17 protein-coding genes are annotated in these 19,018 nt (G+C 59.8%); 7 read left to right on the forward strand and 10 right to left on the reverse strand.

What is annotated here, in order from left to right; translation table 11 throughout:
* Nucleotides 1-18: 18 nt before the first annotated feature.
* The 5 genes from ytfQ to ILFOPFJJ_RS26525 all read right to left on the reverse strand — a co-directional run bounded on the left by ytfQ (nt 19) and on the right by ILFOPFJJ_RS26525 (nt 5,240).
* Complete coding sequence (ytfQ, locus tag ILFOPFJJ_RS26505) at nt 19-981, reverse strand: galactofuranose ABC transporter, galactofuranose-binding protein YtfQ (RefSeq protein WP_173513542.1); 963 nt, start codon at nt 979-981, stop codon at nt 19-21.
* A gap of 136 nt (nt 982-1,117) precedes the next feature.
* Complete coding sequence (locus ILFOPFJJ_RS26510) at nt 1,118-2,164, reverse strand: glutathione synthase (protein ID WP_173513543.1); 1,047 nt, start codon at nt 2,162-2,164, stop codon at nt 1,118-1,120.
* 9 nt (nt 2,165-2,173) lie between these two features.
* Entirely contained in the window at nt 2,174-4,051 is a 1,878-nt protein-coding gene (locus ILFOPFJJ_RS26515) for a flavohemoglobin expression-modulating QEGLA motif protein (RefSeq protein ID WP_173513544.1), read from the reverse strand.
* Nucleotides 4,048-4,872: an N-formylglutamate amidohydrolase gene (locus ILFOPFJJ_RS26520; protein ID WP_246299792.1), complete on the reverse strand. Its 825-nt coding sequence runs from the start codon at nt 4,870-4,872 to the stop codon at nt 4,048-4,050. Before ILFOPFJJ_RS26520 ends, ILFOPFJJ_RS26515 begins: the two co-directional genes overlap by 4 nt.
* A 155-nt stretch (nt 4,873-5,027) precedes the next feature.
* Nucleotides 5,028-5,240 (reverse strand): hypothetical protein, encoded by a 213-nt coding sequence (locus tag ILFOPFJJ_RS26525; protein WP_173513546.1) that lies wholly within the window; start codon nt 5,238-5,240, stop codon nt 5,028-5,030.
* Nucleotides 5,241-5,352: 112 nt separating this feature from the next.
* Here ILFOPFJJ_RS26525 and ILFOPFJJ_RS26530 point away from each other — a divergent pair, with 112 nt between their 5' ends.
* Nucleotides 5,353-5,574 carry a carboxymuconolactone decarboxylase family protein gene (locus tag ILFOPFJJ_RS26530; RefSeq protein ID WP_173513547.1) on the forward strand — a complete coding sequence of 74 codons (222 nt, stop codon included), beginning with the start codon at nt 5,353-5,355 and terminating at the stop codon, nt 5,572-5,574.
* Between the two features lie 183 nt (nt 5,575-5,757).
* Here ILFOPFJJ_RS26530 and ILFOPFJJ_RS26535 read toward each other — a convergent pair whose 3' ends face one another.
* Nucleotides 5,758-6,984 carry an MFS transporter gene (locus tag ILFOPFJJ_RS26535; RefSeq protein WP_173513548.1) on the reverse strand — a complete coding sequence of 409 codons (1,227 nt, stop codon included), beginning with the start codon at nt 6,982-6,984 and terminating at the stop codon, nt 5,758-5,760.
* Nucleotides 6,985-7,115: 131 nt separating this feature from the next.
* Between ILFOPFJJ_RS26535 and ILFOPFJJ_RS26540 the strand changes: the two genes are divergently transcribed.
* From ILFOPFJJ_RS26540 to ILFOPFJJ_RS26555, 4 genes are all read left to right on the forward strand, one after another.
* Nucleotides 7,116-7,706, forward strand: coding sequence for a TetR/AcrR family transcriptional regulator (locus ILFOPFJJ_RS26540; RefSeq protein ID WP_173513549.1), 591 nt, complete (start codon nt 7,116-7,118; stop codon nt 7,704-7,706).
* Nucleotides 7,707-8,474: 768 nt separating this feature from the next.
* On the forward strand, nt 8,475-9,917 hold the full coding sequence (locus tag ILFOPFJJ_RS26545; RefSeq protein ID WP_173513550.1) for a GMC oxidoreductase: 1,443 nt from the start codon (nt 8,475-8,477) through the stop codon (nt 9,915-9,917).
* Between the two features lie 11 nt (nt 9,918-9,928).
* Nucleotides 9,929-10,372, forward strand: coding sequence for a hypothetical protein (locus tag ILFOPFJJ_RS26550; protein ID WP_173513551.1), 444 nt, complete (start codon nt 9,929-9,931; stop codon nt 10,370-10,372).
* Nucleotides 10,373-10,409: 37 nt separating this feature from the next.
* Nucleotides 10,410-11,417: a phosphoribosyltransferase family protein gene (locus tag ILFOPFJJ_RS26555; RefSeq protein ID WP_173513552.1), complete on the forward strand. Its 1,008-nt coding sequence runs from the start codon at nt 10,410-10,412 to the stop codon at nt 11,415-11,417.
* 132 nt (nt 11,418-11,549) lie between these two features.
* Here ILFOPFJJ_RS26555 and ILFOPFJJ_RS26560 read toward each other — a convergent pair whose 3' ends face one another.
* A complete protein-coding gene (locus ILFOPFJJ_RS26560) occupies nt 11,550-13,046 on the reverse strand; it encodes a lipopolysaccharide biosynthesis protein (RefSeq protein ID WP_173513553.1) in 1,497 nt (498 codons plus the stop codon).
* Nucleotides 13,047-13,601: 555 nt separating this feature from the next.
* Between ILFOPFJJ_RS26560 and ILFOPFJJ_RS26565 the strand changes: the two genes are divergently transcribed.
* Entirely contained in the window at nt 13,602-15,080 is a 1,479-nt protein-coding gene (locus ILFOPFJJ_RS26565; RefSeq protein WP_173513554.1) for a thiol-disulfide oxidoreductase, read from the forward strand.
* A gap of 117 nt (nt 15,081-15,197) precedes the next feature.
* Here the strand turns inward: ILFOPFJJ_RS26565 and ILFOPFJJ_RS26570 are convergent, their stop codons facing one another.
* The 3 genes from ILFOPFJJ_RS26570 to ILFOPFJJ_RS26580 form a co-directional block, all read right to left on the reverse strand.
* Nucleotides 15,198-15,620 (reverse strand): DCC1-like thiol-disulfide oxidoreductase family protein, encoded by a 423-nt coding sequence (locus ILFOPFJJ_RS26570; RefSeq protein WP_173513555.1) that lies wholly within the window; start codon nt 15,618-15,620, stop codon nt 15,198-15,200.
* Nucleotides 15,617-15,805, reverse strand: a complete 189-nt coding sequence (locus ILFOPFJJ_RS26575) for a hypothetical protein (RefSeq protein WP_173513556.1) — start codon at nt 15,803-15,805, stop codon at nt 15,617-15,619. Before ILFOPFJJ_RS26575 ends, ILFOPFJJ_RS26570 begins: the two co-directional genes overlap by 4 nt.
* 225 nt (nt 15,806-16,030) lie before the next feature.
* Nucleotides 16,031-17,071, reverse strand: coding sequence for an acyltransferase family protein (locus ILFOPFJJ_RS26580; protein WP_173513557.1), 1,041 nt, complete (start codon nt 17,069-17,071; stop codon nt 16,031-16,033).
* Between the two features lie 1,145 nt (nt 17,072-18,216).
* Here ILFOPFJJ_RS26580 and ILFOPFJJ_RS26585 point away from each other — a divergent pair.
* Nucleotides 18,217-18,993, forward strand: a complete 777-nt coding sequence (locus ILFOPFJJ_RS26585; RefSeq protein ID WP_173513558.1) for a sulfite exporter TauE/SafE family protein — start codon at nt 18,217-18,219, stop codon at nt 18,991-18,993.
* The last annotated feature ends 25 nt before the right edge of the window (nt 18,994-19,018 follow it).

A 19,018-nucleotide genomic window follows, 5' to 3' on the forward strand; every position in this document is an offset into this window, starting at 1 on the left:
GGCGGGCCGCAAGCGAGATCAGTAGCCGAGGCCCTTTTTCTCCTCGTAGACCTTCATGGGATCGTCAGCCTGGGTATAAAGCTTCGATTCCGTCTGGATCCATTTCGCCGGTTCCTTGCCGTCCTTCAGGTAGGCGGCGAGGGCGTCGAAGGCCGGACCGGCCATGTTCGGGGTGAGCTCGACCGTTGCGTTCGCTTCACCAGCGGCCATCGCCTGGAAGATGTCCGGAACGGCATCGATCGAGACAACGAGAATGTCCGTGCCCGGCTTCAAACCGGCTTCCTTGATGGCCTGGATTGCGCCAACGGCCATGTCGTCGTTATGGGCATAGAGCGCGCAGATGTTCTTGCCGCCGCCTTCCGCCTTCAGGAAGCTTTCCATGACTTCCTTGCCCTTCGTGCGGGTGAAATCACCGGTCTGGCTGCGAATGATCTTCAGGTTGTCGTGGCCGGAGAGCGCCTGTTCGAAGCCCTTCTTGCGATCGATCGCCGGCGACGAGCCGGTCGTGCCCTGAAGCTCGACGACGTTGCAGGGCTTGCCGGCAACCGTATCGGCAAGCCACTTGCCGGCGACGTTGCCTTCATGGACGAGATCGGAGGTCACAGCCGTCAAATAAAGATCGTCCGATGCATCGACGGTCCGGTCGAGCAGGATGACCGGAATTTCCGCATCCTTCGCCTCCTGCAGGACTTCGTCCCATCCGGTGGCGACCACCGGAGCGAGAAGAATGGCGTTCACGCCTTGCGCGATGAAGGAGCGAATAGCCTTGATCTGGTTTTCCTGCTTCTGCTGCGCATCGGCGAATTTGAGGTCGATGCCACGCTGCTCGGCCTGCTGCTTCGTCAGCGTCGTTTCAGCCGCGCGCCAGCCGGACTCAGATCCGATCTGGGAAAAGCCGACGACGAGCTCCGCAGCCGATGCGCTGCCGAAGGTGCAGGCGGCAAGGATCGTTGCACTCGCAAGTGCCTTTGCAAATTTCATGATTTCCTCCCAAAGAAAGCTGCTCTCCATGCAGCTGCAGAGAAAAAATCATATTATATTACTTTTGTAAACTGACGTTTGAAATTATCGAGCGTGTTCGCGCCAAATTCATCGGTTCGTCATGCGCTTGACGTCGTTAAAGCGTTGCCAGCGCGCGGTTCGACAATGTTCCCGAATAGAGCTGTCGGATGCTCAGCTTGTTTTCAAGCGCGATTATGATGTCCTCGCTGAAATCCACGCCGCAAAGCGCGGCGATCTCCGGGAGGGCTCCGGGACTGTAGACATTGATTTCCAGTATCTTGTCGCCGACGATGTCGAGGCCCACCAGGAACATGCCGTCTTCCACCAGTTTCGGACGGAGCTTTTCCGCAAGAGTCAGAATTTCCGGCGTGACCGTTGCCGCTTCCGGCGTGCCGCGGGCATGCATGTTGGAGCGCACATCGCCCTTGGCCGGCACCCGGCGGAGTGCGGCATAAACACCATCGCGCGCCAGTGGCCGCCCGTTCATGAGAAAGAGGCGGACGTCGCCGGCCGTGGCTTCGGGCAGGTAGGTCTGGGCGATAAGGTACCCTTCGCCGCTGGCAACTTCGAATATCTGGTTGAGATTGGCTTCTTCCCTGGAACTGATCTTGAAAACGTTCTTGCCGCCTGATCCTTGTAACGGCTTCAGGATGACGCCGTCGGGATGCGCATCGATGAAGCCCCGAATCTCCTCGATGCTCCGCGAGATCAGCGAGGTGGGGCGAACAACCTCCGGAAAGCCTTGAAAATAGAGCTTGTTCTGCGCGGCCGCCAATCCGGTTGGGTCGTTGACGACGATCACGCCGCGATCAACCGCCAGGCGCCCGAAATTCACGCCGGCATAAGCCGCCCAGGAACGTCGTTCTGCGTCCTCGGACGGATCGTTGCGCAGAAAGAGGACATCGATTTCATTGACGTCAATCGTCCTGATCTTTGCCCGCTCGTCCTTGAGCGCGTTCAGCAATGTTTCCGGCTTCTTCGGCTTCGGACCATGCAAGGTCGTGGCGCGGACCAAAAGGCTGTCGTCGGAGCGCAATACGAAATCCCCTGGCATGACGTAGCAAACGTCGTGCCCACGGGCGAGCGCGGCGAGCGCAAGCCAAGTTGTCGTGTAATAGGTAGCCTCGCCCTCGATGGAATTGACGAAAAAGGCGATGCGCATGTCCGGCTCCTAAGGTTCGACCATGTCGAGTGGCGACATTCCCGCACGCGCTCTGGAGAGGCGTGACGGCGCTTCCGGATAGTCTAGGAATATAGGGTGAACCGCCGGCACACCAAGCAGGCCACGGGCACTCAGTTCCTGCATTACGCCAAAATGCGAAGCGGCGATCTTTCCCATCCAGAAGGGTTCCAGGGCGCCGTCAGCCGCAAGATGGGTGAGGAGTTGCAGAAGGCCGCGCAGGTAAATCGCATCCTTGGCCAAGCCCCCGCCGCGATAGACGCGCAAGACGACGTTGAAGGCATCCGCCCTCAAGAAACCATGGTCCTCGACGAGCAGTCGATAGGTTTCGGGCAGCGACGCGCCATCTAGCATTGCGGCGCAGGCAACGACGCGGGCGGCGATGAGACGCAGCCGCTCACCGCTCATGCCGCTCGTCAGGAATTCCGCAAAGACCGCCAGCCCCTCCTGCATGCCCTCGTATCCGGCAAGGCCTGACCGGAAAAGCCGCAAGCCCTGCGCCGAACCGTTGAAATAGGTCAGCAGGTGCACGCCGATTTCATGGCTCAAGATCGGCTCGACGCGCTCCGCTTCCATGGCGGTGCTGCGTGCAATGAGGAGGTGGCTGCCCGAAACCAGAAGACCGGAGGGAAGATCGTCGCGCACTTCCACGGACGCGTCGAAGCCAGCATAGCGGCGCCGGTATTCGGCAATCATCGCGCGCGCCTGTTGCTCGACGAAATAGCAATCGGCGTGTCGTTCCGTGACGCGTGCCTGGCCGCCTGCACTGGCGCTTCCATCGCCGGCCCGAGCAAGAATGTCCCGCGCTACCCGCAGGAGCTCCGGTTCGACGGGACCATAGAGCGCGCGGCCGAATTCGATGAATTTTGCGGTTTCCCGGGCCGAAAGCAACGAAAGCTGAAGATCCAGTTCCTGCTGCTTTTCGCGGTAGAGCTGGTACAGCACCGGGTCTTCAAGATGGTCGAAGCTGATGGAGAAGAGTTTCTTCTTTGCCGCCTCGACCTGCAGCGTCAGCGGCCGATAGAGAAAGCGCGGCGCTCGCCGGTAGTCGCCTGCGGCAAACTCGCTCCAGGCTGCGTCGGCATTGATCGGGGTCACGGCGAGCAGGAAGTCGAAAGTCGAAGCGACCTCGTCGATGCTGCGGTCGGTGCGGACCACGGCATCGATGAAGGCCTTTCTGCCGAGCGCCCGATGCGTCGAGATATTCACGCTTTTGGTAGCCCCGACGAACGCTGCGAGGGCTTGCAGGCCGGCATCGAAAATGCTTGCGATGAGGCGTTCACGAAGCTGCGGATAGATGTTGCCGGATTCTCGCTGCCGATAGATCGGCGCGAACCGAACGCGAAGATAGGGAAATGGCAGGTCCATCCCATCGGCTTCACGAAGTTCGACACGCGGCGTGCGGAACTTTGCTTCGGTCGCTTCGGCGGCATTGGCAAATGCCTTGGCAGCAATCCGCGCGGGCCCCTCCGGGCTTGCCGTGACCTCGATCTTGAATGGCGGAAGGTACGGTGCGTCGTCGGTCAACAGTTCGTCGCGCGCAAGCTCGCCCATTTCGAGGACCATGAATGCACCGAAACGCCGCTTGAGCAGCGTTCCGATGGCTTCTATGACCGAAATGGCGATCTCGGCCTCTGGTGCAATGAGGTAGGACGCATTCGCTTGCGCAATCTCGCGGGCCACCGGACCTTCGTCGTCGCCGGAGATGTGCAGGCAAAGAAAGGGAAGCGCGCGGTCGATATGCAGTCGGCCGCCATCCGGAAGATCTTTTCGTACGGCCTTGCCGGCCTTGATGCTCGCCAGCGCCTCGGCGAGCCAGTCCGGAGTGTCTCCGGTATCCGTGGAAGCGGGCGCGACGGAGCGTTTCATCGATCTGCACCCAACGTGCTCACAAGCAAAGGCAGCGTCGACGAGACAAGCTTCCTGATCGCGCCAAGCGCCTCCAGGTCCGGCTCGCCCGTCCATTCGTCCATGAAGAATTTCTTGAATTCGACGGCAATCGCGCAGCCCGTATCGGGGTAGCGCTCATGGATGAACCGAGTTTGTTCGCCTCTACCCTGAAACGCGATGTTTTCCCGCACATCGAGCCGTCGCCCCTGGCATTCGGTGGAACGCAATGCCTCGACAAAAGCATCCACCACACGGGCCCATTTCACGCGATCCATCGAAGACGTGCCGATGTTGACCTCCGGCGCGACTTCCGTTTTCGCCGCTTCCGCTTCGGGGCCGTCGCGCCGGTGGTTGTAACTGTGCACGTCGAGAACGACGAATCGTCCATAGCGCCGTTCGATCCCCGCGAGCAGCGCCTCGAGCATGGCATAATATTCGTCATGCATCGCCAATGACGTCTCTACCACCTCGCGTGGCGGCTCGTGGTTCCAGACCTTGAGACCCCATGCCTGCTCCGGCCGCGTGTAGATGGCACCGCTGCGTGGGCGATTGATATCGACTTCGAATCGCGAACGATGAACGATGATCCGGTTCGGGAAATCGCGGATGATGAACTCGGTGAAGGGATCCTCCTCGCGCAGCCGCTCGACGTCCGAAAGGGCAAGGAGGCCTTTGGCCGCACCACGCACGACATGACCATTGTGAATGGCGGTGGCGACGACAGGCGAGTCACCGCGATGCTGCGTCCACCATTCGTGGTAGAGAGGCTCCGTTGACACCCCACTGGGATAATCCGGCATCTTCATCTCTCATCGGTTCCGCGGCCGTATTGCGCGTATCGGTGACGTGCCTACAATTCAAAAACGAACTTTTCTGTTCCCACGTGTGGGCGCAAAAAAAGCGCCGGCGGCGGCGCAGGATGGCGCCGCAAACGAAAAGCAGTACGGCTCACGCCTCATGCGCGATTGATCGTCGGCAGCAGAAGTTGCACCTCGCGCTGTCTTTCCGGCGCAAGTATTTCGACGTTCTTTTTCCAGAACGCCTCGGCGGCGGCCGGCTCTGGCTCCCAGTTCCGGACCGATGTCTGGTTATCATCGATGACCACCCGGCGATGACCGCCGAGGCGCAGATATTCCTCTGCCAATCTGCGAGCGTCTGTCTGTTCCATGGCTCTCACTCCAGGTTGTTCCCGGAAGTCGGCTCGGCGGCGCCTCGCCGGACACTGCCTATCCGTAACGTTCCTGGCGCGCGGACGTTCCCGGAGCGCAGGTCTTCGGCGTATGAGGCGCCAGCCCGCCGAAGTCTATGTATTTATACGCGCTTCCAGTCGTCGATGCGAGAACGAAGGAGTCGAGACCGATCGCGAAGAGCGCTGGAATGCCACCGTCGCCGCGTCGGTCGCAGTCACGGCCATGCATCCGAGCGTCGCCCAAGCGCATGTCGATTACCTGAGGGCGGCGGGGCTGGACGAGCTCGAAATTGCGGATGGTAGCGGGGTTTAGGCCCGCGGCCGCTGCTCGAAGATTTTCTGGCTTGTGGTTGGGCGAATGACGACTGGGAGTCTGAGTTTGTGTCTGAGGCGCTTGAAAAAGGCACGCCGCACTAAGAGGTGCAGCATGCCATTGGCGATGGAGAATGAAAAACAGCGCAGTTGCAAACGGCGGCCCCTGCCGATCACTGCTGGCCTACTCCGCCGGCTGCGGGAGCTCGTCGCTAACATGCTCCGCTCTCTCTGCAGCTAGACTGGGCTGCCCCAAGGCTACCGTCGCCACGGTCGCCGCGCCGGCCGCCACTGATACCCAGAAGCCGTTCTGCGCACCAAAATTGTCCACCACCCATCCGGACACGAATGCGCCGAGCGCCATCCCGATTCCGATGCCAGTCATCACCCAGGTGACACCCTCGGTCAGCATCGAGTCCGGCACGCGGCGCTCGATCAATCCAAAGGCGGTGATGAAGGTTGGCGAGATCGCAATGCCGCTGAGGAATACGGCGAGAGCGAGCGACGGTACGGATATGCCCGCCGCAAGAAGCGGCAAAGACGTGACGGCAAGCACACTGACTGCGATGAGCAACTGGCGGTGCAGCGGCATTTTGGGGTTGAAAGCGCCAAGGATGAGCCCGACCACGAAGGAGCCGACTGCATAGACGCCGATCACCAGACTTGCTGCACTCGGTTGGCCAAGCTCCTTGGTGATCGCCACCGCGCTTACTTCGGCCGTGGCGAAGATCGAGCCGACAAATACAAGCGCCAGCGTGATGATCTGTACGGGGCGCCGACCGATTGCCGAGCCCTGTGCAGTCTGGCCCTGCGCAATCCGCACTTTTGGTTCAGTCGAACGTTGCAGAAGGAAGGCTGCAGTTCCCAAGGCAAGGAAGAGCGTGCTGATCAGCATACCGGCCTCAGGAAAAAGCGCGACCGCCAACCCTACCGAGAGCGATGCTCCCGCAATGTAGACGAGCTCGTCAGCGGCAGATTCGAATGCGAAGGCGGTGTTCAGCTCCGGCCGGTTACGGAAAAGCTCCGTCCAGCGAGCACGTACCATGGCCGGTATGCTCGGCATGCTCGCGGCGAGGAACGCGGCGATGAACATGGTCCACTCCGGCCATTTCTGGTTTGCTGCCAAAATAAGTGCGAGGAATGACAGGGCGGAAATGATCGTGGTCGGCGTGACGACGGCCGCCTGACCAAAGCGATCGACAAGCCTCGATATCTGCGGTGAGACAAGCGCGTTGGCGAGAGCGAAAGTGGCCGAGACGGCCCCTGCGAGCCAATACTCGCCATGGGTTTGAGAGAGCATTGCGACGATCCCGATCGGGGCCATCGCGATCGGCAGTCGTGCGAAGAAGCCCGCGGCCGAAAAGCCTTTGGCGCCCGGCGCGGCGAATATTTTTCTGTATGGATTTGACATGCGACGCTCCTCTAAGGCGCGCCACTTACATACGTGGCGTATGCAAACAGGTAATTGCATACGGCGCGTATGTCAATTAGAATACGCCGCGTATGTAAAAAATATACGCATCGTATCCGAAAAGGACATTTATGGTCAGGCCACGCAAGGAAATGATTGCCGAAACCCGTGCCAAGCTGATTGGAGCGGCGCGCCGGGCATTCGGAACGATCGGATACGCGGACTCGTCAATGGATGATTTCACCGCCGAAGCCGGTCTGACACGCGGTGCGCTCTATCACCATTTCGGAGACAAGAAGGGCCTGCTTCAGGCGGTAATCCAGGAGATAGACGCGGAAATGACGGCGCGATTGAACAAGGTGTCAGCCGACGCGCCGACGCGGTGGCAAGGCTTCGTCGCGGAGAACGTGGCCTATGTCGAGATGGCCCTCGAACCGGAGATCCAGCGCATCATGTTTCGCGACGGCCCTGCCGTTCTCGGCGATCCGTCGATGTGGCCCAACGCCAATGGCTGCATCGCCGCGGTCGCGCGGACTATCAGCGCCCTGAAGGCCGAAGGTTTTATTGTAGACATCGATCCCGAGGCAGGTGCCAGGCTCATTATCGCAGCGAGCAGCGGAGCAGCGCAATGGATCGCCAATTCCGATAATCCAGCGGAAACGTCCAAGAAGGCGGTGGGCGGCTTCCGCGTCCTACTCGAAGGTTTGCGCGCCCCAAAATGACCAGTCTCCGCCGCGCTATATGAGTTCAGGACCAGGACTGCGACCGGCAGCGCTGCGCATCTTGTCAGACGCGCAAAGGTGCAGGTTCCATTCCTTCACAGCACCAGGCTCCGGCTTGGGCTGTCCCACGATCTGCTGCGGCCGCTTCGGGTCGACTTCAGCCGTGCCTCGCATCGAGGATAGGCAACTCATCGATATTCCACCCGCCTCGATGCCGGGGGTCAAGGCGAGATGATGCGCGTCGACAACGATGTTGCTGCCCTGCGCAAAAGCCTTTTTCTCGAAAGGAAGGAGGGCCTGGGAAACAAGAGTTCGCGCAGACATAAGCCTCACGATTCCAGAAAACCTTCCCGTGCATGTTGCCATGCGGTCGTATTTTGTTAAGGTTTGTAGTTCGGTTCACCACCGCTGAGGTTGTGAAAAATGAGAGGTTTGGCCTCGTCGAACCGCCGGACTTGTGAACGGGTTAGCGTGGTCCTTCTCGGCGGACACGTGAAGCGCGGGTTCGACATTGGGGCCGCTGCATTGGGGCTCATCTTCATCAGCCCATTATTCCTGCTGGTTGCCTGCCTTGGCAGATTTGCAGACGGCGAGCCGGCCTTTCAAACCCATCCGCGAATTGCCCGACGCGATAGCCTCGCCAAATGCCAGGCTTGCCGCGCGACGTCCGGGTGCGTCGGCCGCTTGCCGGCGATCGACCTGACGGGCAGGGCTATGCAGCAGTCGTTGAGGCCGCGTCCCCATCCACTCTGTTTAAAAGGCTAGCGAATGGTCCTGGACCTCCGCCCCGAACAGGTAGCTGGAGAGCATTTCGATGTCGTCGTGATCGGCTCAGGCTTTGGCTCAGCCTTTTTTCTTCATGGCTTTTTGAAAAGCCGCAAAGCTCGGGTCCTCCTGCTCGAATGGGGCCGCCACAACTCGCATGCGTGGCAACTTGAACATGGGGCCAATACCGACCTCAAGGATGAGCAGACCTACAGGAGCAATTCGACAAAGCCGTGGAACTACACGATCGGTCTCGGGGGCGGAACGAACTGCTGGTTTGCGCAAACGCCCCGGTTCCACCCGAATGACTTCAGGCTGAAGAGCCTCTATGGGATCGGCCAGGATTGGCCGATCAGCTACGATGATCTCGAGCCTTTCTACTGCCAGGCGGAAACAGTGATGTCCATCTCGGGAGATCCGGATATGGACGCGCTCATGCCGCGTTCGATGCCTTTCCCGCAGCCGCCGCATCGCATGTCGACGCCCGACCGCATGATGAAAACGGCGCAGCCCGATCGGCATTTCGTCATGCCGACGGCACGGGCGCGGGTGGCGACGGAACAGCGTCCGGCATGCTGCGCATCGCTTCGATGCTGGCTCTGTCCCGCGGATGCTAAATTCACCGCAAACAACGGCCTGATGCATGTGTTCGAACACCCGGACGTGTCCGTTTGCCTCGGCGCGGAGGTCCGCCGGCTGGACCACGCCGCCGGCGCGATCAGCGGGCTGACATTCCGCCATGACGGTAAGGAGCATGTCGTCACCGGCGACCTGTTCGTCCTCGGAGCCAACGGAATCCAGAGTGCGGCCATCATGCTCAGATCCGGTCTCGATGGCGAATTCGTGGGGCGCGGTCTTCATGAGTCCTACGGCTGGAACTTCGAAGCCTATCTTGACGGCATCGACAATTTCGATGGCAGCACAATAACGACGGGACTGAATTACGGCCTCTATGACGGAGAGCACAGGTCGGAGCAGGCCGCGGCGCTCGTCTATTTCGAAAATCGTTGGCAGCACGGCTTGCGGCCGGAGAAGGGGCGCCTGCGGCAGACGCTGCCCTTGGTGATCGTCGCCGAAGACCTCTTGGATTCGGAGAATTTTGTCAGCCTCGACGAAAACGACAACGCCTTTGTCAACTACAAGGGACCGGCCGATTATGCAGTGCAAGGCATGGCACGAGCTCGCGAAAAGCTACCCGAACTGCTCGGCCCGTTGCCCGTGGAAAAGATCATCGTTCACGGGCTGCGGGGGACCGAATCGCATGTTCAGGGCACGCTTCGCATGGGCAAGTACGCAAGCGAGTCCGTCGTCGATCGCGACCTCGTCCATCACGACTTCCGAAACCTGCTGGTTGTCGGCACGAGCACCTTTCCCACTTGCTCCTGCGCCAATCCCAGCCTGACCGCGGCAGCGCTCTCGCTGCGAGCCGCCAGTCGAATTGGCTGAAGGAGGGGAGAATGAAGAGTATTTCGAGACGAACGGTGCTTGCCCTGGCAGCCGGCGCGCTTGCGTCGACAGGTCTCGGCTACGCCGCCGCGCGCTCGTTGTCCGACGCGGACCTGGTGCGGGCCACGCTCGCAAGATATCTCGGTGATCTGAACATGTCGGACGATCACCTGCGCGCATTCATCCTGGAATTCCAGAAGCGCAATCCATGGGATTTCCCGACCGGGAAACTGGCGGACGCAGCGACACTTCTTGAAAGGCTGTATTTGGGAGACATGGCGCGCCCGCTCCTGCCCGGCAACGCCTTGATGCGGCTGGAGCGGTTCGAACGGCTGTTGCTGGCCGATTTTCATCTGCTCACAAATTACGCCTGGCGGAGCGGGCGCGACGATCCGATTACCTATTCCGGGAGCCAGCACTGCGTGAACCCGTTTGCAAATTTCGAGTCGGTTTAGCCTCGGCGCAGCAGCGCCCCTAGTGAGGGCAAATCAAATGCAGTATCGATCGATTGCCGATATGAGTGCCACCATAGCCAAGAACCTTCACCGTTTGCCGGGTGACATCGATCTGGTCGTCGGCATCCCGCGGAGCGGGATATTGGCCGCCAACCTCGTGAGCCTGACGGCAAACATTCAAATGACCGATCTCGACAGCTTCATGGCCGGAAAGGTCTTCTCCTGCGGGATCACGAAACGGTCAACCCTCTTGGAACGCCCATTCGATGAGATGCGCCGTGTCCTGGTTCTTGACGACAGCATCAATGGTGGCAGCGCGATGAGGGAAGCCAGGACCAAGGTGGCAACGGCGGGTATAGCCCGCGACAAGGTGATATTTGCTGCCGTATACGGCACCTACGAGCGTTACGAGGAGGCCGATCTCGTCTTCGAGGTCGTGCCACAGCCGCGCCTGTTCCAGTGGAACCTCATGCATCACAAGTTTCTTGAGCAGAGCTGCGTCGACATCGACGGTGTCTTATGTCTCGACCCGACGAACGACGAAAACGACGATGGCCCTGCCTATCTGCGTTTTCTCGCGGAAGCGTGCCCCCTTCATGTGCCGACGCGCAAGATCGCCTCTCTGGTGACCAGCCGGCTGGAAAAGTACCGGCCCCAGACGGAGGCCTGGCTCGCGCGGCGGGGCATTCAATATGGCGAACTCGTCATGCTCGACCTGCCGAGCAAGAAAGAGCGGCAACGCTTGGCCGCCCATGGCCGCTTCAAGGCGGACATCTACCGGCGTTCTGACGCCATCCTGTTCATCGAAAGCGAACACGACCAAGCCGTTAACATTGCAAAGCTCTCGGGAAAACCGGTGCTCTGCCTGGAGACGCAAGAGATGATCACACCGGCTTCAGCACTGGTGCGCGAGCGGCTGAAGGAGGCCAAGACCGCTGAGGGAAGGCATGCGATGTTGAAGGCAGCCGCGCGAGTGATGTTGGGCGAAAGAGGTTACGAGGCGTTGAAAAGCCAAGTGAAAAAGGCCGGCCTGATCTGGCAATGAGCGGCTGGCCGAAGTACGGCAAGTCATCGCATCGCACTTCAACGCAATCGCGCGATGCGCTTTTACGCCTTTGTTTTCAAGCAAGTCATCGTCCCAAGACCGCTGCGCACACTTGGGTGCCATGCACCGCATTCAGGGCCTGGTTTGTCCCCTTCCAGTCGGCTTGGCGGCTCTCGCAAGATTAACAGCCTCCCGCAGCGAGGTGCGGCCGAAAGGAAAGAGAAGTGCGATCGCAACAGTGATCGTGTAGGAGAGAAATGCGGCACCCAGGATCGCGAGGACCGCGTGGTCCGGCAGAACTGGTCTCATGAGCCATACGACCGCCAATGCCATGTGTGATCCCAGCACGAAGGGGCTTGCGGCGCGGATCATGTCGCCGACTTTCAGGGGACCTTTCTTGCCGACATAGATCCAGAGGAAGGGTGTCCGCAAATATTCGCTTGCCGCGTAAACGATCGCGACCCCCAACGCGCCATGCGGCAGCCCGATGACGAACGCCAAAGCCGACGTCGTTGCCGTGACGATGCCCCAGCGCATGAAATCTCCCGATCGGCCCTGGCTGATGAACAGCCAGCCCGCCGGATTGTTGAGAGGCTGCAGCAGGCCGGCAAAACCGAGCGCCCGGAAAATATCGGCGCTCTCCCGCCACTGTTGCCCGAGCGCGAACGGAATGAGCACATCGGCTATCGCCACGGCGGCCGCAACGCCCGGGAGCGTAACGATCAGCATCAGCGGCATCACCCGAAGATAGGCGCTGCGGTATCGGTCAGGCTCGCCGGTCAGCCGTGAGAGCGCCGGCACCATGACTTTCGAAAGCGGATTGGCGATTTGACTTAAGGGAAACAGCAGAAGCTTGTAGGCCCGATCGTAGAGCCCCAGCTGCGCTTCGCCCAAGTACTTGCCGATCAGGATATTGTCGAGATTGCGGGCGAAGAAATTGGCGAAGTTGAAGCCGGTGATCCCGGCGCCGAAGTTGAGCAAGTCGCCGACGCCTTCCACCTTGCGCGGGGTGCCTGGCCGCCATCGCGAATTCGCCCAATAGCAAAGCGTCGGGAGAACCGCACTCGTGAGCGTGCCGGCGTAAAGAGCCCAGTAGGATCGATCGATGATCGTCCAGGCGACGGCAGCGCAGAAGCCGGCAATCGCGCTGGCGATTTCGATGAGCGCGAGCCGGCGGAAGGCCATGCGGCGGTTGATAAGGGCGAGGTGCTGGGCTCCGAGACCGTAAGCCACGATCTGCAAGGCCATCGCGGAGATAAGCGGACCGACCCGAGGCTCGCGGTAAAAGGCGGCGATCAGCGGCGCTGCCCCGAGCATCAGGCAGGCGAGCGTAACACTGACGACGACATTGACCCAGAAGAGGTAATTTACCTCATCATGCGTAATGGCGCTCTTTTGCACGGTCGCCTGGGTAAGGCCGAAATCCTGGAAAAGCGCGATAAAAGCCAAGACCGGTGCGCACATCGCCACGATGCCGAAATCCTGTGGCGAGAGGAGGCGGGAAAGGACAATGACCGAAAGGATCTGGGTCGAAATCTTGACGGCCTGAGCCAGTCCCGTCGCAATGGCGCCGCGCCCCACGGACTTGCGGAGCGTACCTTCGGGTGGATCGAACGCACTGGCTTTCAAATCCTTACCCTCATACCGGTTTCGGTCTACGAGCACCCTGGAATATCGAGATATCTTTCGCCACGCAACGGGAAGGGGCGATTTCCGCCCTCAGGTCCGTAATGAGGCGGCGGGCATCTTGCGTTACACGCTCAGATGGCCGCCGCGACCCTGACGCGGCCAGGGAATGGGCCGCTCTCAAAGCCGCGCAGGCGACATTTCGACGCCTCGGGATGCGGGCCGACGATCGTCTACGGGCAGAATTCCCCATTTAAAACAAGTTGCTGATATTAAACTTCTGCGCGTGGCCGAAATTGGTCGGCCGTGACATGCCCGCGACTGAACTCAGGCGGCAATGCACTCCTGGGTCGCACAAACGTCGCGAAGAGTTAAGGTCGGGGACGACGCGAAGGAGTTTATTAAATACTACAGCGCCGCGCATTCATTCAGATTCTGAAAATGTCGCTGTAACACCTCGAAACTGCGCATTGTTCTGTCCTTGGCTTTCGATTCAAGGCATTACGCCGAAGCTTGTTCCCCGAGGACGATTAACAGTCATTTGAACTGGAATTCATGATGACGGTAAGCGCGATACCTTTCTGGAATTTCGGCCAGAGTAATCCCCCCCGTGTCAAAGAGTTGGCTTACACCTATGACGGCCTGACCGCATTCACGCCCTTCTGGGCGCTGGCCGCGATTTTCAGCATCGCCGGCGATACCCACGGCCTCATCGGATACAAAGGATCTGCCTATATGGCCCTGAGCTGGGCCGTCGTTCTGTTCAGTCTGTTGCTTCTCCTCTACCCACGGCGCACCGGGTTTCTGTTGGCGCTGGTCGCGCTCTCGCTGGCGCTATACGCCCTTCGGCTGCCTGTCGCCTCAAACAACAAGACGATCGCTACCGTCATGAACGGTGCCATCCTGCTCAGTGCCGCCGTGCTCTACGTGAAGGCGGGCCGTCGCGGATCCATAGACCGCGTGGCCCTTTACGACCAGATCCGGGTCGTCGCGCGTGCTCTGCTCGCGATCATGTACTTCTACGGCATCTTTCATAAGATCAACACCGACTTTCTCGATCCTGCCGTCAGTTGCGCTGTGGGACTCTATGTGCCGCTCGCGCGCCCGTTCGGACTTGAGGATAACTTGTTCGGCCGATATCTCGCGATTTACTCCACCTTTGTTATCGAAGCGATCGCCATCGTATCGCTCTATTGGAAACGCTATTTCGCCGTCGGCTTCATCCTTGCGCTGATCTTCCACTACATCATCCCGATCTCCGCCTATTCATGGTACATGGATTTCTCCAGCCTGGTTTTTGCACTCTACGTGCTGAGCATCCCGACGCCCGCCAGCAAGATGCTCTATGGTATCTCGCTCGGCGTCGCCAATGCACTGCGTGAAAACTTCGGACGGATCGGGACGCTCATCCCTGGCGTCTCATTGCTGCTGACGGCGGGCGCCGTCGTCATGATTTTGACCCTTGCCTTCCCGGAACGCTCCTTCGACATGATCGTCCATTCCATATGGGTCCTGGTCTGGGCGGTCGCTGGCGGTGCCGCGATGGTGGTGCTCACCTATGTGGCGCTTTGGAATCTGCCTTGCGAGAACGTTTCCCCGCCCCGCCAGCCGGCCTGGATCTACGCGGTGCCGGCCTTGTTCTTCATTTCCTGTCTGTCGCCCTATGTCGGGCTGAAGACCGAAAGCTCGATCAACATGTTCAGCAACCTGCATACCGAGGCCGGGCAGACCAACCATCTGCTCTTTTCCAAGCCGCCATATCTTTTCAATTACCAGAACGAAGTCGTGAAAGTCGTCGAGGCTTCCGATCCGCACTGGGTGCGCCAATCGCAGGCCGGCAATTTTCACATCCTGCACGACCTGAAGCGGCAGTTGCGATGGAATCCGCAAGCCTGGGTGACCTATGTGCAGGAGGGTGCCACGGTGACACGGGCAACAGCAGCAAGTCTCGCCGCTGAAATGCCGAACATACTTGAACGCAAACTGCTGATCTTCAAGCTGGTGGATTTCTCCCGGCCGAAGGTTTGCACGCATTGAAAGCGCACCACATTCGACGCGCTCATCCAGCGCGGTCTACGTCATTTTCTGTCTATGCCGTCTGCCCTTGGCGACATGGACAGAAGTGCTCTGGTTCAACCCAATTCCTGAACGCGATCACCAACCGTTGCTGGCATCCGGCGACCGATCAAGATCCGTTGGAAGCAGCGGTCGGCCGCGCATACGCAGCGTGACGCGGCGCCCGAATTTGAGCATGGGATAGATGAGCCGCGCGGCCGTCCTGTTGGAAAGAACTGCGCGGTTGAACCAGCCGAATAGCGACGAAGAGGAACTGAGTATCGCCAAAAGGTTGACGGCCTCGTCGCCATGGTAGACGCGATCGTCGAAGACGAAGAGCATTCCTTCATTCAGGTCGTAGCCCTGACGCTGGAAGGTCGCCACGCGCGGATCGCCGGAACGGGCGTCGACCAACTCGACCGCGCCCACAGTCTCGCGCAAGCGCATGAATCGAACATAGCTTTGGCAGAAGATGCAATCGCCGTCGTAGACGATGAGCGCCGGTTTCGCCGCTTCCTTCATTGTTTCACCGGGTCACTGCCAAGATCTGTGGGCGGCTCGGCGACATCGCCCAAGGAGCATTCGCCGTAGAATGTGCAGCCCGAAACAACGGGCAGGTTGGCGAGCGCGTCGAAGACCCCGACAAATGCCAGTGCGATGATACCGATGGCGATCAGCTTTTTGTAAACAGGCATGTCCTGAAGCATTCTGGTTCGTTCCCTGGCCGGGTTCACGTCATCTGACTTGCTTCGTTGACGACCAATGGACACCGCTCGATAGGTGCGACCACGGCTTTATCACCACGGTCCCAGCGGGCCGTCGCCAATCCTGTGCAATGCACAATGTCTCTCGCGACGGGTCAAAAATCAAGAAAATTCTACCTCAGAGTTGCGCCCCGGGCCAGCGTGCGCAACCGAAGGATGCTTAATGGATCATCTCGCGCGACCGGCGAGGCTTCGCCTCATGCGATCGACGCTGATCGACAGCGAGCCATGACCCAGGAACCATGGCGAAAGAATCGTCGACGACTTGAGGAGGCGATAGACGACGTAAGGCAGCCCGACGGACAGGGCGATGAGAGTCAACTCGGAGGTCACGCCTGAATCGCGCAGCGTGAAGTGAACGAACTGGTGACCGAACATGATGACGAGGGAAGCCTTGCCGAGCTCGGCAACTGGGGCGACCGGAGTGTTTCGCGCAGTGACCAGTTGAATGAGGTTGAGCACGGTGACCGAGATGGCCAAGGCGAGCAGCAGACCGAGGATCGGTGGACCGAACTTGGTGTTTTTCATCGTCACCGCAAAGTCGACGCCCGCCGAAGCCAACGCGATTGAAATGCCGAACACGGCAATCGCGGCCACGGCAATCGCACTCGCGGGGAAACTGCGCTCTCGCAGGACATGTCCAAACCAGAAGGCGCCTATGGCAAGCGGGACGTTGGTCAGGGCGAGAGGAGAGCGAACCTCCGGCCAATAGGACTGGATCACATAGGCAAGGACGACGCAGCCGGCGACGAAGATCAGCATCGCAAGGTCGGTCGGCCCGGCGGTTCTGAGCGCGACTTCGTTATAGAGAATCTGCGTCGCGAAGAGACAGGTGACGAACCAGAAGACGCCGAGCTCGCCGGTCAGGTATCTTCCGCCCAGGATAGCGTTCGTCATGAGTTCCCTGATTTGCCAGGGCGCCGGTATTTCGCCTCGAAGGACGTCGACGAAAAGCACTCCGGTGATGACGAGGCCGAGAAAGGCAACGTACGGGATGAGCAGCCCGCGCACCCGCTTCGAAAGCAGGACCTTTCGGTCGGACACCGTGAAGAGATAGCCGGAGATGACGAAGAAGAACGGCATGAAGAAGAGGGAGATCGCGAAATAAATCGCAGGTGCCCATTGCCATTCGCTGTGGAAGAGGACGTGGGCGAGAACGACGAAAACGATGCCCACCCCCTTGGCGACGTCGAGCCAAGTCTGGCGCATTGCGAGCCTCCAATGCCGTGATCGACCGAGATCGGCCTGTCGGCGTTTTCGGATCGCGGCATTGTGCAGCGTTAGGCGGAGTTGACCAACCCCAAAATGGCTCGGGACAGGCAATGCCGACACGAACAGGAAGTCCTTCACGCGGGAAAGGGCCGAAGCAAAAACGCCCTTGAGCGCCAGCATGTCACTGTCAGAGGACCGCAATAGTGTCGCTGCCGTTACCGTTCGGGCGGCAGTCTGATGGTGGCGTCACCGCGCATTTGACTCATTCAAGTTACCGTGAAAGCTGCCGGCCGCGCCTATTTCGGATACCGCCATACCGCAGAGTACCGAAAAAGTTCGGCGCAGTGCGCCGACGTCGACGGTCGATCTCGCCTGCAACGGGCTGGGGCGATGAGTCGAGCGAGTGTCTGGCGGCGATTCTCAACCACAGCGGACGGGTGCGCCCGGTCCGTATCATCGAGAATACTGGTTCCCAGCCCGACGCCTATTGAGAATCCCGCCGTGCGAGATCGCCTGCAAGCGTTTGACGCTCTCCCAAAGAAGTGAGGCTCAGGCGTGAGCGAGTGAGGTGGTCTGTTATCGAGACGGCGGGCCTGAAGGTCGTCTCCTTCTCACGGGCTGACCAGCGGAGGCGGAAAAAATCCGCCTCCGCTTGGTGCCTCTGACGCTTGTCTCTTCCAATGCGTCCCAGACAACCGCAACTCCAAGGGTTCCGTGCGCCGAGATTACTGACCGCGGCCCACGAGAGGGCGAACCGTGAAATGTCAAACTGAGCAGCGAAAACTCGAGGGCACAATGAAGAACGGTCGATGCAGGCGAGGGGGGAGCTAACGTCCTGGACAGCATCAGCCGGTGTCTCGACGATGTTTCTGTTGACCCGGTGTATTTTTCTAATATCCGAGCCGTGTGCGAGTGATGCCGAGCTGCGAGCCTTCGTTGACCATATGCGATGGGCGCTCGCACTATGAGTACACCTAGCTAGCGGATATTCCCCACCGGGGAACAAGCAGGACGCGCGGCCGTTTCCATGATGGCCGAGAGCATCACGACTGAAACTTGGTCGAACATAGAGCCTTCCGTGTCTTATACGCTCGTCAGGCTTTGAACGCGCCATGGCCCAGTGATTCAGCACGGAGGCTTGAGTGGAGGACTTCCTATTGTTCGCAGTCGTCGGGTTCCTGGCCCAGGCAGTCGATGGCGCGCTTGGCATGGCCTATGGCGTGATCTCGTCGACGGTGCTGCTGACTTTCGGAGTGCCACCGGCGCAGGCGTCTGCTTCAGCTCACGCGGCGGAACTGTTCACCACCGCGGCTTCCGGATCGGCCCATCTCTATCACCGCAACATCGATTGGAAACTGTTTTGGCGACTGATTCCGTTTGGAGTAGGCGGTGGCATGGTCGGTGCCTTCGTGCTCACCTCGTTTGAAGGCGATCAGGTCAAGCCATTCGTCACAGCCTATCTCGCGACAATCGGGAGTTGGCTTCTCTACCGCTCCTTTCATCGCATCCCCACAAACCCTGTGAGACTAGGAATCGTGGCGCCCCTCGGTGCGGCTGCCGGGTTTCTCGACGCGGCGGGCGGTGGGGGCTGGGGGCCGGTCGCGACCACAGGGCTTCTTGGCGCCGGTGGACAGCCGCGATTTGTTATCGGCACGGTCAGTGCGAGCGAATTCCTGATCGCGCTTTCGGTTTCCGTGAGCTTCCTTGCTGCGATCGTGACGGGCCATTGGGAGGTAGGTGGCGAATCCCGCGCCTATCTAACGTCTGTTGCCGGGTTGATCCTTGGGGGTGTTCTGGCCGCACCGCTGGCGGGATGGATGGTCAAGGCATTGCCGGAAAAAATGCTTCTGCGGCTTGTCGGATCTCTGATCACGCTCTTGGCCGGCTATCAGACTCTGGAACTCACTGGATTAGTCTGACGATCGCCGCGCGCGGACGATGATG

Source organism: Sinorhizobium psoraleae (genome assembly GCF_013283645.1).
Classification (GTDB): domain Bacteria; phylum Pseudomonadota; class Alphaproteobacteria; order Rhizobiales; family Rhizobiaceae; genus Sinorhizobium; species Sinorhizobium psoraleae.